Source organism: Thiomicrorhabdus hydrogeniphila (assembly GCF_054656895.1).
Genome location: NZ_BAAHXL010000001.1, coordinates 459,106 through 476,126, shown reverse-complemented (window position 1 = coordinate 476,126; position 17,021 = coordinate 459,106). Strand labels below are relative to the sequence as shown.

The 17,021-nt window shown below is 37.9% G+C and carries 10 protein-coding genes; 4 read left to right on the top strand and 6 right to left on the bottom strand.

Annotated elements, in window-relative coordinates:
- Positions 1-111: 111 nt before the first annotated feature.
- Complete coding sequence (locus ACYQ0E_RS01950; RefSeq protein ID WP_460186576.1) at positions 112-3,417, bottom strand: putative bifunctional diguanylate cyclase/phosphodiesterase; 3,306 nt, start codon at positions 3,415-3,417, stop codon at positions 112-114.
- A 254-nt stretch (positions 3,418-3,671) separates the two neighbouring features.
- On the opposite strand from ACYQ0E_RS01950, the gene olsF reads away from it, so the two are divergent.
- Both olsF and ACYQ0E_RS01940 read left to right on the top strand, forming a co-directional pair.
- The gene (gene olsF / locus ACYQ0E_RS01945) at positions 3,672-5,402 is read left to right on the top strand and encodes a bifunctional ornithine lipid synthase OlsF (RefSeq protein ID WP_460186575.1); all 1,731 of its coding nucleotides are present in this window, start codon (positions 3,672-3,674) and stop codon (positions 5,400-5,402) included.
- 526 nt (positions 5,403-5,928) lie between these two features.
- Positions 5,929-8,817, top strand: a complete 2,889-nt coding sequence (locus ACYQ0E_RS01940; protein ID WP_460186574.1) for a methyl-accepting chemotaxis protein — start codon at positions 5,929-5,931, stop codon at positions 8,815-8,817.
- A gap of 490 nt (positions 8,818-9,307) precedes the next feature.
- Here the strand turns inward: ACYQ0E_RS01940 and ACYQ0E_RS01935 are convergent, their stop codons facing one another.
- The 5 genes from ACYQ0E_RS01935 to uvrD all read right to left on the bottom strand — a co-directional run bounded on the left by ACYQ0E_RS01935 (position 9,308) and on the right by uvrD (position 14,619).
- On the bottom strand, positions 9,308-10,255 hold the full coding sequence (locus tag ACYQ0E_RS01935) for an IS110 family RNA-guided transposase (protein WP_460186573.1): 948 nt from the start codon (positions 10,253-10,255) through the stop codon (positions 9,308-9,310).
- A 309-nt stretch (positions 10,256-10,564) separates the two neighbouring features.
- Positions 10,565-10,699, bottom strand: a complete 135-nt coding sequence (locus ACYQ0E_RS01930; RefSeq protein WP_460186572.1) for a hypothetical protein — start codon at positions 10,697-10,699, stop codon at positions 10,565-10,567.
- 165 nt (positions 10,700-10,864) lie between these two features.
- On the bottom strand, positions 10,865-11,659 hold the full coding sequence (locus ACYQ0E_RS01925) for an ABC transporter permease (protein WP_460186571.1): 795 nt from the start codon (positions 11,657-11,659) through the stop codon (positions 10,865-10,867).
- Positions 11,656-12,333 carry an ABC transporter ATP-binding protein gene (locus ACYQ0E_RS01920; RefSeq protein ID WP_460186570.1) on the bottom strand — a complete coding sequence of 226 codons (678 nt, stop codon included), beginning with the start codon at positions 12,331-12,333 and terminating at the stop codon, positions 11,656-11,658. Before ACYQ0E_RS01920 ends, ACYQ0E_RS01925 begins: the two co-directional genes overlap by 4 nt.
- 3 nt (positions 12,334-12,336) lie before the next feature.
- Positions 12,337-14,619, bottom strand: a complete 2,283-nt coding sequence (uvrD, locus tag ACYQ0E_RS01915; RefSeq protein WP_460186569.1) for a DNA helicase II — start codon at positions 14,617-14,619, stop codon at positions 12,337-12,339.
- Between the two features lie 594 nt (positions 14,620-15,213).
- Here uvrD and trxA point away from each other — a divergent pair.
- Positions 15,214-15,528, top strand: coding sequence for a thioredoxin TrxA (trxA, locus tag ACYQ0E_RS01910; RefSeq protein ID WP_460186568.1), 315 nt, complete (start codon positions 15,214-15,216; stop codon positions 15,526-15,528).
- A 150-nt stretch (positions 15,529-15,678) separates the two neighbouring features.
- Complete coding sequence (gene rho / locus ACYQ0E_RS01905) at positions 15,679-16,935, top strand: transcription termination factor Rho (RefSeq protein WP_460186567.1); 1,257 nt, start codon at positions 15,679-15,681, stop codon at positions 16,933-16,935.
- The last annotated feature ends 86 nt before the right edge of the window (positions 16,936-17,021 follow it).

Genomic DNA, 17,021 nt, shown 5'->3' with positions numbered 1-17,021 from the left:
ACGGTAAAAAATAAAGTTATAACAAGGGTTTATAATAGAACTAGGGTAAAAACAAGCTATTTTAGCTTGGTAATTGTACTTTTATTCTAGAGACCTTTGCACGAGTGTAAATTAGGCTCTTTTTCTTTCGGTCTCGTTTATTCTATTCTTCCAACATTTTGGTACATGCCAGCTGTTTAACCATTTTGGCATAAGTTCTGGCGCCATAGGTTTTGCTATAAAGTAGCCTTGACCATAGTTACAACCTAATTCTGCTAGCATACAACCATGTTCTTCGGTTTCAATGCCTTCGGCTACCACTTTACGATTAAGCGATTTTGTTAAACCAATCATTCCTTCTAATAACGTAATGTCTTCGGGGTCATCAAACATATTGCATATAAAAGATTGATCAATCTTAATGGTATCTATTGGCAGTCGTTTTAAATAAGACAATGAGGCAAAGCCCGTTCCAAAGTCGTCTAAAGCAAAGGATATTCCTTTGCTTTTGCAGTCTGTAATTAACTCTTTAACCGACATCACATCTTCTAAAGCAGAGGTTTCTAACACTTCAAGTTCAATCATACTATGTTCAACAGTTGGGTGTTCTTCAAGCAAGCCGACAATCCAGTCAACAAAGTTTGGTTTTTGTAATTCCATTACCCCAATATTAATACTAATAGGCAGTTTAATACCTTGTTTTTCCCATTGTTCAATCTGCGTTAACGCTTTGTTAATCACCCATTCACTCATTTTTATCGACAATTGAGTATGTTCTACACAAGACAAAAAGTCCCCTGGGTACAACAATCCACGCTGAGGATGCTGCCAACGAATTAATGCCTCAACACCAATGACTTCATCTCGGTGCATAGACACCTTAGGCTGATAGTGAAGTATAAATTCGTCATTCAATAAAGCCTGTTCAATATTGTTTAAATTTCTTATTAAATCACGATTAGAAGCATCTTTATCAACGTCAAAAACGTGATATCTATTTTTGCCAGACTGCTTGGCTTGATACATAGCTTGATCTGCTTGCCTAATCAGTTGCTCGCCGTCTAAATTATTTTCTTGAGGATAAAATGTAACCCCCAAACTGCCACTGACTTGAAGCGTTATATCGCCTTTCTCAATAGGGGTTGCAATAGCGTTTAATAACTTATTTATAATAGGATATGCTTCATCAGCTTGATGCAATCCACCAACCGCTGCAACAAACTCATCGCCACCAATACGCGCCACGGTATCGGTTGATCTTAATGCGCTTTTCATATCTTTTGCGATATTGACTAAAAGGTAGTCTCCCATATCATGGCCATAGGTATCGTTTATCTTTTTAAAACCATCTAAATCAATAAACACGATAGCTAACACATGTTTATTTCTTCTGGTTTCTTTCATGGCTTGTTGAATACGGTCATTCAATAAAAAGCGATTTGGCAAGTTAGTTAGCATGTCGTAATGTGCTGAATTCTGTAAACGTTTTTGGTACTGTTTTTCTAAGGTAATATCATTAAACATCCACACATAATGCCAACTGTTGCCGTGCGGATTATTCACTCGAGTAATGGTTAAAAAAGATAAAAATAACTCACCTGTTTTACGGCGACTCCATACCTCTCCATACCAATGATCTTTACTGTGTAACTTTTCAAATAAATCTGTATAAAATTCTTCAGAATGCTTACTAGATTCAAGCAAGCTCGGTTTTTTACCTAAGGCCTCATCATGCGTTATTCGAGTAATCAATTCAAATTCATTATTAGCATCAATAATTAAAAAATTCTCGTCGGTTAATATAATGCCTTCATTCGCATGCGTAAATACAGATGCCGCCATTTCTAACTGAAATGCGCTCTCTTTTTGCGTTGTAATATCACGAATAAAAGCACAAACTTGTTGAGTCGCTTCAACGGGCATTAAACTTATTTCTATATAGTATTGAGCATCCCCAATATTGGATTCAACTTCTAATTTTCTGTAACCCGTCGTAAATAGGTTGGTGATAACATTAGTAATTTTTTCATCTTGCTCGTAACTAAAGATTGACCCAAGAGTATGGCCACCAAGGTAGTTATCGGTACTATGCAATACATGGTAAAAAGCGTCATTACATTCCAAAATAAGACCATTGCGATCCATTAAAGCAAAGCCATCCATAGAACAACTTAACACACTGGTATATCGTTCTAAACTCTCGGTCAACTCAATTTTGGTTAATTCTTTATCATAGTTTTCTTGTTCAAGTTTTTGCAGAGTTTTGTCTAATTTTTCATTGGTTTCTTTTAATTCTTGTGTATGAAGTTCTTTTGCCAAACGTGCCCGCGCTAAAAAAAATGCCCCCAGCACAATAACGATAAAACTAATAAACACCCCCATATAAATTGGAGCTCGTGCTGAACGCATCAAACTTACAACATCTTGTTTAGGGGTAAAATAAACAATTTTCCAAAAGTAAGGCGAAGAAGAACCTTTTTGATTAGGCGCCGTGTTTGCATCTAGCGTTACTGCATCCGTGACAATGCTCTTTTTACTCTTAACATTAAAGCGCGACGACTCTTTTACAGGATTAATGGTATCAAAATGCCACATACCATTTTGGTCCGTAAAATGACCTTTTTCTAGAGCATTTATTTTTGACCAAGCGTTAGGATAACGGTGAGCCAGAGTTAGGGTTGGTTGGTTATACATAAACCCCCATTCATCCCCAGCTGTTTCACCTAATAACCAGTAACTTTGGGCATTATTTACCCACAATTTTCGCTGAGTGTTGCTGGTAATCTGTTTAATATTTTTCAACATGTTTCCGCCAAGGTAATTTAATACTATGACGCCACGTTGATGTCCAAAAGAATCTACAACAGGTTTTGCCAAACGAATCATGGGTTTTCTAGGTGTTTCAACAACCCCGTTTTCGATATTTAAATCAAAGGGTGAAAAATAAAACTGGTCATTTTTTAGCTTCATGGTTTTAGAAAAGTAATAACGATGACTTTTATTTTGCAGGTTTGCCTCTGCAACTCGCTCAACTTTTCCATTAGCGTGATTAATACGTAAACGCTCTTGTCCGTTAGAATCAATCCAACGAATCTGATCATATACAGGGGAACTTTCCATTAAAACAGTCCAATCCTGGGCGAGTTCATTTAGCGCTTTTTTAACTTTTGAGGGGGAAGTAACCGAAGAGTCTAAAACTTTTTTTAATAACTCACTTTGCGAAATATACAAGGTATCACGAACCATTAAATCTAAATTACTTACAGCCATAGATTTTGCCGCAACGACTTTTTCGTTTGCATCAGCATGTAATGTATCGATTTTTTGTTGTTGAGCTTGTTTCATACCAATAAACGCCACCACCGCGACCAATAAAATCGCGGGCAAGAAGTAGCGTAAAAAGTATCTAAAAAACAGCATAGTTGGCATTTTCAGCATAAATAAATAACAAAATTTAATGTTAATAGTTTTATCATACACCTAGCCATAACCGTTAACAACTAAGTCACAGCACCCTTTCACACATAATCTTTATTGTCTGTAAAAATTCTTTTATATTAGAAAAGGCTTACTTAAAATGCGTTTTCGTTTATTTAAAAACCATCATATTTTTGTCATCTAACGGTCACCAAGGCTTCACCCTTACTTGTAACAATGTTGTTTACCTTTTTTAGATTGAGACAACTGCTAACATGTTGAATATTGAAGCCGCTATTGCCCAAAAACACCCTGAATTACTTACCAAAAAAACCGGTAAACTTGCCATAAGTTTAATTAAAACGCTTGCTCATGAAAACGAAATAAATCAATTCATTGACAGCAATCAACATCTTAAGGGATTTGCTTTTTTAAACGCTGTATTAGACTACTTTCATTTTAGCTACAACATCAGCTCTAACGCCATTAAACGCATACCCGCTCATGGTCGAATAATTATGGTTGCTAACCACCCTATTGGTTCTTTAGATGGTCTTGCATTATTAAAAATGGTACGCACCATTAGACTAGACGTAAAAATTATAGCCAGTGATGTACTAAATCATATTGAACCACTTAAGTCTCTGTTTTTAGGGGTCGATAATCTCAGTCAAAAACCAAATCACAAGCTACAATTTAAAACAATCGTGAAAGCTTTAGAGAACGAACAAGCGGTGATTATTTTTCCTGCGGGAGAAGTATCTCGTATTCGTCCTAATGGTGTTCGCGATGGTAAATGGAAAGGCGGGTTTTTAAAGTTAGCCAAAAGAACCAATGCACCCATCCAACCCATTTATATTGATGCCAAGAACTCATCGTTATTTTATGCGTTATCCACTCTTTATAAACCGCTCGGTACCTTAATGCTGGTTAAAGAGATGTTTAATAAAAGCCATCAACAAATTCAGTTTTTTGTGGGCAAACAAATCCCCTGGAAATCCATAGAAAAAAATGAACTTCCAACCAAACATTTAGCCAATCAGTTTCGCAAACAACTCTATTTATTAGATAAAGAGAGTAAACACGCTAAAAAAGGAAAACATGCCTATTTTAAAACCATAGAGACCATTGCCCACCCTGGCGACAAACAAGCTTTAAAAAAAGCACTTAAAAAATCCCCTTTATTAGGGGAAACTCAAGACGGCAAAAAAATCTACTTATACGATTTTGAAGACGATTCACCTGTTATGCATGAAATAGGTCGCCTAAGAGAACTTACCTTTCGCATCGTTGAAGAAGGAACGGGCTCAGACATAGATTTAGATCAATACGATGTACGTTATCGTCACTTAGTTCTTTGGGATGATGAAGAGTTGGAGATTGTTGGCGCTTATAGAATTGGCGAATGCAAAGAAATTGTTGCCACGCATGGCAATAAAGGCCTATACACCAGCACACTCTTTCACTTAACACCTAAAATGGACGATTATTTACCGCATGCCCTTGAATTAGGACGCAGTTTTGTACAACCAAAATACTGGGGAAAACGTAGCCTAGACTACTTGTGGTACGGCATTGGCGCTTATGTTTCGCAACATCCCAATATTAAATATCTGTTTGGCCCTGTTTCATTAAGTGACGCCTACCCGCAAAATGCCAAAGAATTAATTATTGGTTTTTTTGAACAACAATTAGGCTCAAATCAAGATTTAGCCAAAGCTGTTCGCCCGGTATCCTTAAGCAAAAACAACCAACATATTGCCCAAGAAATATTTAATGGCGAGTACAAAGAATGCTATAAAAAACTCAATGCTCTACTTGAATTAGAAGGCGTTAAAGTGCCAACACTGTTTAAACAATACGCCGAAGTCACAAACAATAAAGGCTGCCGTTTTATTGATTTTAGTATAGATCCTGAGTTTAACGCCTGCATTGACGGTTTAATTTTGGTGGAACTCGACAAACTCAAACCCAAAAAACGTGAACGCTATATTGGCAAAAAATAAAACGCCAACCGCCGTCATTACAATTCAAAATCAAACACCTTCATTAAACATCAACTAACGTCATTAAACATCAACCCACGTCATTATCGGGCTTACCGGATAATCTCAGTGTCTTATTGAAATTTCCGTGTTAAGCACGGGAATGACGGTGGACGTTTATGAATCGTTATGACAATTCAATATAAAGCACTCAAAATCGAAAAAACACCATCATTAAAAGCCAATCATCGTCATTATCGGGCTTACCGGATAATCTCAGTGTCTTATTGAAATTTCCGTGTTAAGTACGGGAATGACAGTGGACGTTTATGAATCGTTATGACAATTCAACATTCAACATTAAATATCTAGTATAAAAATTCAAATTTACCAGGCCTGGTATGTCTATATGCCCCTACTTTTTACAAAAACGCATAGGTTATTTTTTATTTTTTTTGAATAAAGCCCTTGTTTTAAATAAATTTTGCACACTTTTTGCTTAATATACTCAATCATTATTATTTATTGCTTGGTAGGAGAAACCTAAATGCAAGAATCCATTCGCCTTATTGCTCGAGTTGATGCCAATGGCATTATTCAATACATCAACCAAGAATACATCGCTTGGCTTGGCTATTCAGCAGAAGAATTAGCTGGAGAATCTACTATCAAGCTACGTGCTCCCAACTGGGAAGAGGCAATTCAAGAAGCGATTGTTGATCAATGTTCAAAGAACCTGCCCGTTAATATACCCATTTGTGAAATGAAAAAAAATGGCGAAACCTACTGGGTTGATATGCGCATACAGCCTATTCATGAAAATGGCACTTATCAAGGCTATACTTCGGTAAAACGTATCATTACTGATTCAGCTAAAATTCAACAAGCAGAAGCGTTTTATCAAAAAGTAAACCAAAAGAAACTGGTCTTTTTTAATGGTGAATGGGTTAGCAAAACCAAACATACATTAAGCACGTTAATTGGTTTTCATAAAGCATCATTAAACCAAAAAATTATGATGATAACGTCCTTTGCATCGCTATTTATATTGGCATTAACTTTTGCCTATATGCAAGCCAGCAAAACCTCCATTAAAGAGCACGCTGCAGAAAACTATGTGGAAGGTATTGCCGATGTTATTGATAGTGAAATGCGTAAAAAATCACAACTTGGTTTAACCAATGCCGTAGGGATTACGCATTCAAAAGGTATACAACAAGCCGCCATAAACATGGATCAATACGCTTTAAGCCAAGAACTACAAGGCATTAGCGCAAACTATAAAGCCATGAGCCCACTTAACAATGTTAAGTTGCACTTTACTAATGCGAATGGCCTCTCTTATTATAAATCCTGGAAACCGCTTGATAAACAAGTGATTGATGACATATCCAGCCGTAGTTACCTAAAGAAATTGGCAACTGAGCAAAAGCCTCAAGTCGCTTTAGCCGTAAGTTCATTAGGGTTCAATATTAAATCTATTATCCCAATTATTTATCATGGCCAATTTGCCGGTGGTGTAGAGTTTATTCAAGGCGTGGGTTCTATACGTAATGATTTAGCCACGAGTGGTCGTGAATATTTAATTGCCTTATCAAAAGACTATATTTTAGCGGGCGATAAATACCGCCAAAAGAATGCTGCAAACATTCCTCTTTCTGCCAATAAAAACTGGGTGGTTGGAAATAATGATCACTTTTCAATGGAGAAGTCAGGCAAACAAATCAACGCGTTACGAAAAATTGATTTAAATACGTTATTTAAACAAGGCTACCTTATTACTGATACGCAATTTCACTTTGCCAAACCTATTTTTGATGGCACAAATAAGCTGATAGGATATCACGTCATTTCTGAAAATATTAGCCGTTTCAACACCATTCTTCAGAAACAATATAACGTAGCAGACGCCGCATTTTATCAAGTTATTTTAACGTTGGTTTCTATCATGATAATCATGCTCACTCTGCTATGGTTTATGATTATTAAACCCATTAGAAAGTCACAAGACACAATGGATGCATCGGTTGCCGATTCGGATCTTTTTGCCCGTGTAAATAGCTATGGTAATGATGAAATTGCACAAATGGCAAAAGCCTATAACCGCCAATCAATGTTATCTCAAGTTGCAATTGCCGAAACCTCTGCCGCTATGGAAGAAATTCTTGCCGGACGTTTAGACTATGTTATTGAATACCCATTTAAATCTGACTTCGGCATATTAAAAGGCCGAGTAAATAGTACCAGCAGTTCATTAAAACAGACCTTTGAAAAAATTGGTGAGGTGATGACTGACTTGCAAAATGGTGAATTTAGCAACAAACATCCAAATGACTTACATGGTGCTTATGCCAAAGTTATTGATGATTGCTTAAACTCAATGCAAACGATGTCTGAGTCTTTTGCCGAAATAAATACCGTTATGGAATTTGCCGCACGCGGTAAATTTGACGAACGTATTCAAAATATCGCCAAAGGTGATATGGCAAAATTACAAGAAACACTTAATGAAACGTTAGAACATATCGAGACAGGGTTTACCGATATTGTAAATGCTGCAGAACGTATTGCACATGGCGATTTAACGCAACCGATTACCCACCAATATGAATACACTATTGACCAAGCTAAACAAGCCATTAATGAAAGTATTAATAGCTTAACAACAACACTCTCTCAAGTAACCAGTATTGCTTATCAAGTCAAAGACGGTGTTTCAAGTGTGGCCGAAGGTGCTCACAATTTAAACCAGCGTACTCAAGAGCAAGCCGCAACACTAGAAAAAACCTCTGCCGCAATGGAAGAAACCAATTCACAAATTCACAACAACCTAGACAATACACGCATGGCCAGCTCAATTGCAGAAACACAAAACACCATGCTAAATGAAGCCAATACAGTAATGGGCGATACTAAAAATTCAATGAACAATATCCAAGATGCCTCTAATAAAATTAGAGAAATTACAGGATTAATTGATTCCATTGCCTTCCAAACCAATCTACTTGCGCTTAATGCTGCAGTAGAAGCCGCTAGAGCAGGTGAACATGGGCGTGGATTTGCCGTAGTCGCTGGCGAAGTTCGTAATCTAGCAGGTAAATCAGCAGATGCCGCCAAAGATATTAGTAACCTAATCGCACAAACCTCAAATGCAATTAATATTGGAGTAACGCAGGTCGATAAAGTCGGTACATCTTTAACCGAAGTGACCAGTGAAACCCAAAAATTACTAGAAATTGTAAGAGAAGTATCAACCGCCTCTCAAGAACAATCTCAAGGGGTGAGTGAAATTAACGATGCGATAACATCCATTGATAACAATACACAACAAAACGCCGCGCTTGTACAAGAAACCACGGCCACTGCTGAAGCCTTGCTAGAATCATCTGAACAACTGCAAAACTCAGTCAGTGAATTTCAGTTGCAACGTAAATAAAACTGAAACAAGTTTACACAAGCCAAATCAATACGATTTGGCTTAAACCCAACACCAGATTATCAAACTCAATTCCACACTATCAAACTCAATTCCACACTATCAAACTCAATTCCACACTATCAAACTCAATTCCACACTATCAAACTCAATTCCACACTATCAAACTCAATTCCACACTATCAAATCCAATTCCCTATTATCAAACCCAATTCCCGATTATCAAACCCAATCCGTCATTATCGGGCTTGACCCGATAATCTAACCGATTATTGGAGATTCCCGTGTCAAGCACGGGAATGACGTTAATATTTAGAGTGACGTTAATATTTAGAGTGACGTTGGGGTTTAGAATGAATTTGGAGTTTAGAATAACCTTGGGGCGTGATAGTGTTCTTTTAACCACCTATTCTTTTCTAGAATGTCATAAATTCAATTATTTTTACTCTGGTTTTTAAGATTTACCAGATACTGTGTTCAACATTAGATGTCAAGCACAGTTCTTATATTCTGGATCAAAAGGTTTGCCGTGCTTTAATACGGCAAACACAATATGAATAAGTTTTCTCATTATTGCCACCACTCTTTTCTTTCCTTTTACGCCGTTGGCTTTTAACCGTTCTGAAAAACGCTTAATGACAGGGTTATGCTGAATGGCACTTAATGCTGGCATATACAATGCCTTTCTGAGTTCGGCATCGCCCATTTTGGACATCTTTGAGCTATTCAATGAGCTACCTGACTGACGAATTAACGGAGCAAGTCCCATAAAACTGGCCATGTGCTTGGCTTTGTCAAAATACTTTATATCACGAATTCCAACTAACAACCGAGTGGCGGTGGCTTCAGCAATACCGGGTATGGTTTCGAGTAGCTTAACTTGGCTCAGCAATTCATCGTCTGAGCGTAAGCACTTTTTTATTTTGGTTTCAATTTTTTTAAGTTGTTGACTCAAATGCGCAATCTGTTCTTGTTCAAACTCTTGAATCTCTAACTCTAGGCTGCTACCCATTTGATTTTTAAGTTGAATCTCTTGTTTTATTAGTAGAGATTGTACTCTGTGCCATTCTTGCAGTTTACGCAGTGTTGGCGACGGTGGTTGCCATGGCTTTGGGCGTTGTGTCATGGCAAAGTCAGCAATAAGTTTGGCATCTTCTTTATCGGTCTTGGTTCGATTCAGTTGCGATTGTGCATATCGCTTGATTCGGGTTGGGTTAACGACACTAACCGAAATCTTTTGTTCATAAAGTACCAAAGCTAAGCCAAGCGAGTATTTGCCAGTGGCTTCCATGACAATGGCACAATTTTGATTAGGCATCCATTGGATTAGGGCTTTATAGCCAAGTTCATCATTTAAAAAGCGTTTAACATCGTTTGTTTGAGCAATAGCGACATCAAAGTATTCTTTTCCTATATCAACACCAATATATGTTGTCATAATTTACCACCTTTATGTTTTGTGATAAGGTAATTATTGCTTGGTAAAATCACACTATGAGCAGACTAACCTTATGAATACAGGCTAAACGACGGTTTGCCTAAGATACTGTTCAGTTTATAGTGTGTGGGGATAAAGGTCTTAATCTGATAACCTGGATCACTTCGGTGTCCTTGGCCTGGTAACAAGATCTCTCTATCCCTTTACTAAGCGTCCCTAGTAAATTCTCCATTTCTGAAGAACACTTTCAACATATAAGGCCTGGTAAATCGTAAAATGGGTTATGACAAACAAGTGGTATATGACTGTTTATGGCTGTTTTTGGTTATTTTTACCTGAGTTTTTAAATAACCAAGTCACCGCAAAATGCAGTAATAAACTCACTATTAATGAACCCCCAGCCACTAACCATAAATGATCTAAAGCCCAAGCTGACCAACCCATATTTATTCCTTTTACTACTTAATACCTTTGCACGAAATCATAAAACTTAAACTAAAAAGTATAATTTACCAGGCCTGGTATGCCCTCTAGTAATCAATTTTTTGCAAGCATCGGGTAAAAACTTTTTAAGTTGATATTCATTAAATCAAACAATAACACCAACCATTATTTCTGTTTTTGTAACACGTCTAACTTTAAGCGTTGGCGTGGATCAAATAATTTTCGGCAGGCAAGCCTAACGGCAATTAAAGTACCAAATCCGGTAGAGCCCGTCATTAAAAGCATAATCATGATTTGATATTTCACGGCATCCATTGGATCTACACCCGCTAAAATTTGCCCTGTCATCATGCCAGGTAACGAGATAATGCCCGCAGCAACCAACATATTCATAATCGGTATCATGGCCGCATGCAAACTCTGCTGACGAATAAAACTCATGGATTGTTTAGCCGTTTTTCCGAGGGCTAATTGCGCTTCTATTTTAGCTTTAGATTGCACAGCACTACGGTTCAAAGTATCTAATCCCAACCCTATGGCTGTCATACTATTACCCAATAACATGCCTAAAAGAGGAATGGCATATTGCGGTTCATACCAAGGCGTAGGTTGAATAATAATGGTTAAAACACCAACCAATAGCACTAAAGTGGTCATGGATAAGGCTAAAAACCCAACTAACCAGCCATTTAGTTTTTTAAAACGATATTGTTGGCGTTTGCTAATTTCGTACCCTGCAGCGGTAAGCATGACCAGACCTACTAAAATAATCCAAATAGGATTATCGGCATAAAATACATAGCTTAGCCAAACCCCCATAAACAACAATTGCACAATCATTCGTGCGGCTGCTATCCACAATTGTTTGACTTTATTAAACCCGTTTAGCCACAAAAATACGCCTAATAAAAACACCAAAATAGATAGGCTGGCTAAATCCCAATAACTGATTAAAATCATAAACTCGCCTCACTTATTTGGGTGGCGTTTACTGGTGTTCTTTTATTGAATTGAGCTTGAATATAAATATCCGTCTTAGTAAAGACCATCGTTTGATCTGCCATACGGGAAGTTTGCGCAGGATTATGACTAATCCATAATACTGAGGCATGATTTTTCTGAACATAATCAGCGACCATCTGCTCAACCAGCTGTTCACTTACTGGGTCTAAATTGGCGGTAATTTCATCCAGTAATAACACTTTGGGGTGATACTGCAAACCGCGCAACAACGCTAAACGCTGTTTTTCTCCTGAAGAAAGAGCGTCTGGATTGGCGTTTAATAAATTGGCATTTAAGCCAATTTTTTGCAACATTTCGGTTGTGGGTAAAGTGTCAAAATGCAAGGCAACTTGGTCGTCCCACCAAGCCGTTTCAGCAGAAAAATACATCACTTGTGAGCGCCAAATTTCTGGACTGCATTCTTCCATAGTTTGTTGTAATAATTGCACTTGGCCTTGGTGCTCTATTAAATCAGCAAGTGCTTTAAAAAATTGCGATTTACCGCTACCCGAAACACCTGAAACCATGCAAATATCTTTTTGATTCAACTCAAAACTTACCGCTTTTGGCATGCCTTGAGCCTTAAAATTTTGCACACTTAAGTATGTATTGGGAGGATCGGTTTGCAGCATTATTTAGCCTTTTTTCTCTAAATTGGCATAAGCGGTTACCAACCATTTTGAACCGGCGTGGGTAAAGTTGATTTGAATACGAGCATGATCGCCACTGCCTTCTGTGGCCACAACCATGCCATCGCCAAATTTTTGATGAAACACGCTTTCACCCACATTAAAGCCCGTTTCATTCACGCTGGCACTTAATCCAAAAGCCGGTTGTTGTGAATAACCACCAAAAGATGGTGCAACACTACCCGACATACGTACCACTTCTATACAGTCTTGCGGAATTTCTTTAATAAAACGTGATGGCGTTGGAAACAGCTCTTTACCATGCAATCGACGGCGTGTGGCGTAGGTAATCATTAATTGTTTTTCAGCACGCGTTACGCCTACATAGGCCAAACGGCGTTCTTCTTCTAAGCGACTAGCATCCTCGTGCGATTGCTGTGATGGAAACAAGCCTTCTTCAACACCAATCATAAACACCAGCGGAAACTCTAACCCTTTAGCGGCATGCAAAGTCATTAATTGCACCGACGACTCCCATTCATCAGCCTGACGTTCGCCCGCTTCTAAAGCGGCTTGTGCCAAAAATTCGGACAATGGATTATCAAAAGTTGGTGTAAGCATAATGGTATTGCCATCTTCATCTATGCTTTCAACCGTATTTTGCGTGTTTTGCTGAGTAAATGCTTGTTGTTCAGTTTCTACACCCTCGGCATTTTGCTGTGCATTGGCTTGTTTAAATTGGCTGGCGGCATTAATAAGTTCGTCAATGTTTTCTAAACGCCCTTTACCTTGTTCTGAACTGTCTTTTTCAAAATGCGCTTGCAGTCCAGATTGTGATACCACTTTAAGCATCTGGTCTTCTAAATTAAGCGTTTTAGTCACGTCATCTAATTGTGTAATTAACTCTAAAAAACTCAACACTGAACTCTTGGCTCTAGGTGTTAAACCGCTTTCAACCAATTGTTGGGCGGCATCCCAAAGGGATATTTGATTGTGTTTTGCGACTTCACGAATACTGTCTGCGGTTTTTTGGCCAATGCCTCTTGGTGGATGATTATAAGCTCGCTCAAAGGCGGCATCGTCTGCTCGGTTAACCAATAAACGTAAATAACTTAAAACATCTTTAATTTCAGCACGATCATAAAAACGTAAACCACCATAAACACGATACGGAATTTGCGCTTGCATTAAGGCTTGTTCTAAAATTCGAGATTGGGCGTTTGAGCGATATAAAATAGCGGCTTCATTTCTTGCGCCACCGTCTTCACACCATTGCTCTATTTGGTTACAGACATAACGGGCTTCGTCCATTTCATTAAAGGCTTCATACACCTTAATAGGTTCGCCCTTTTCTCCTGCGGACCAAAGTTCTTTACCCATGCGCGAGGTATTATTGGCAATTAAGCCATTGGCGGCGGTCAAAATTGTTTCGGTTGAACGATAATTCTGTTCTAAACGCACCATTTTTACATTGGCAAAGTCTTCATCAAACTGACGAATATTTTCGACCTTAGCCCCACGCCAACCGTAAATTGATTGGTCATCATCACCTACCACAAACAACTTACCAGCACCACCTGCTAACACGCGTAACCAAGCGTATTGCAAGCTATTGGTATCTTGAAACTCATCCACCAAAATGTGCTTAAAACGTGCTTGATAATGCGCTAAAACCAATGGTTGTTTTAACCACAGTTCATGCGCTCTTAATAACAGTTCGGCAAAATCTACCAGGCCTGATCGTTGGCATTGCTCTTCATAGGCTTTATAGACTTGTACCATTTTACCCACAAACGGGTTATGCCCAATATCAATGTGATGCGGACGTCTGCCTTCCTCTTTTTCACCATTTATAAAGGCTTGAATTTGCTTATGCGGCCACTGAGCCTCATCTAATTCCATTGCTTTTAGTAAACGTTTAATCACCCGTTTTTGGTCATCAGAATCTAAAATTTGAAAATCTCTTGGCAAGCCTGCCTCTTGATGATGCTGACGCAAAATACGGTAAGCAATTCCGTGAAAAGTTCCCATAGTCAGTCCACTGGCTTGTTGACCAATAAGCTTTTCTATACGGCCGCGCATCTCATTAGAGGCTTTATTGGTAAAGGTTACCGCCAACACATTATAAGGAGAATGCCCCATAACTTGAGTTAACCAGGCAATACGGTGTACCAAAACACGCGTTTTACCACTGCCTGCACCCGCTAAAATTAAGGCATGAGTTTCATCAGCCGTTACCGCTTCACGCTGTGCATCATTTAAGTCATTTAATATAAAAGAGATATCCATCAAAAAGTCCGAGTTCATCATTTAAAGTATTTTAGCCATTTTGATTAGAATTCTATCTATCAACTAACATGGCATTAACGACCACTGGCTCAAAACTTTAAATGCAAAATATAGCCTAAAAAAACCGTAAACACATAAATAAACGGTTAAAAAATTCAGGCTTATTCAATAAAAAAATTATGCTCATATCGTACGATAATTCTTCTTTCATTTGGCAGTTTTCGCACTTTAAAGCAGCCTAAAACCACCTTAAATCACACAAAGTTCTTTTTTAGGTATTCAAAAGATATACGCCCACAAGACACTCAAAGCCTAGTATTTTTTAAAAAAATATTTATATTGATAAAAAACATCACCTTTTTCTAATCTTTTTAGCATTAATGCTTGATATTTAAAATTTCTTGCTGTAATGTTTGTTCAATATCAAAAAACAATATAATTTTTGTCAAAGCGAATTTTAGTTGGTACCAACAAGTTCGATATCACATCAAAAAAATCCGTACAGCTCCTACACTTTCAATCTGACGCAATCTACTCCCAAAAGAGTGTTCGTAATTAAGTGTATCTGTATGATAATTAGAGTTAGGAGAAAACATGATCTCAACAAGCGATTCAAACTTTGAAGCAGAAGTATTACAATCAGACCTTCCAGTATTAGTCGATTTTTGGGCAGAATGGTGTGGCCCTTGTAAAATGATTGCTCCAATCTTAGATGACATTCTTACTGAATATGAAGGCAAATTAAAAATTGCCAAGTTAAATATTGATGAAAACCCAGCAACACCACCTAAATATGGTGTACGTGGTATTCCAACTTTGATGCTATTTAAAAACGGTGAAGTAGATGCAACCCAAGTTGGTGCTCTATCTAAATCTCAGCTAACGGCTTTCTTAGACGGTAACCTGTAATATTTAACTCCTAAATAGCGAGTCTATTTAGGAGAAACACTCCCCCCATCGTTTTAGTCACTAGAACTTCAATAAGAAACTCAAAAACTCAATAATTGAACGAACTTAGATTCATTCATCACATCAAGAAACCACCAAAAAATATAAATTATGAATTTACTCGATTTAAAAAAACAATCTGCCGCTAAACTTCTCGACCTTGCAGCCACGATGGGGTTAGACAATTTAGCTCGTTTACGTAAACAAGACATTATCTTTGCCATCTTAAAAGCACACTCTAAAAAGGGTGAGGACATTTTTGGCGAAGGTGTTTTAGAAATCTTGCCTGATGGTTTTGGTTTCTTACGTTCTGGTGACGGCTCTTACTTAGCTGGCCCTGATGATCTTTATGTTTCTCCTAGTCAAATCCGACGTTTTGGATTACGCAAAGGGGATACCATTCAAGGTAAAATTCGTCCTCCCAAAGAAGGTGAACGTTATTTTGCATTGTTAAAAGTTGAAAAAATTAACTTTGAAGATCCAGAAGTCGCTCGCAAAAAAATTGCCTTTGAAAACTTAACCCCTTTACACGCTCAAGAGCGTTTAAAAATGGAAATTGGTAACGGCAGTACGGAGGATATTACACCTCGTATTATCGATATTGCGGCACCATTTGGTAAAGGTCAACGTGGTCTAATCGTCGCACCGCCTAAATCGGGTAAAACGGTTATTCTTCAGCAAATTGCACAATCTATTGCTGAAAATCATCCCGACGCTTATTTAATTGTATTATTGATTGATGAACGTCCAGAAGAAGTCACCGAGATGGAGCGTACCGTTAAGGGTGAAGTCATTTCTTCTACCTTTGATGAACCTGCTACTCGTCACGTTCAAGTTGCCGAAATGGTGATTGAAAAAGCCAAACGTTTAACAGAACATAAGACTGATGTAATTATCTTATTAGATTCTATTACCCGTTTAGCGCGTGCTTATAATACGGTTGTACCTGCTTCAGGTAAGATTCTAACAGGTGGTGTAGACGCCAATGCTTTACACCGTCCAAAACGTTTCTTTGGTGCGGCACGTAACATCGAAGAAGGTGGTTCTTTAACCATCATAGCAACCGCATTAGTTGATACCGGTTCTAAGATGGATGAAGTTATCTTTGAAGAGTTTAAAGGTACGGGTAACATGGAACTGCATTTATCTCGCAATATTGCAGAAAAACGCATCTTCCCTGCTATTAACCTAACTAAATCTGGTACGCGTAAAGAAGAACTTCTTACAACACCAGAAGAACTACAAAACATTTGGATTCTTCGTCGTTTCCTACAATCAGTGAATGAGGTTGAAGCCATTGAAACATTGATTGGACAAATGAAAGTATCCAAAACAAACGAAGCATTATTTGATGCAATGAAAGGCTAATTTGATTTAAAAATCAATATGAGAGCTTTGCACAAGATCATAAACGAGTAAAAATGGCTAAAACCTCACTGCTTTTCGTTCTAAAA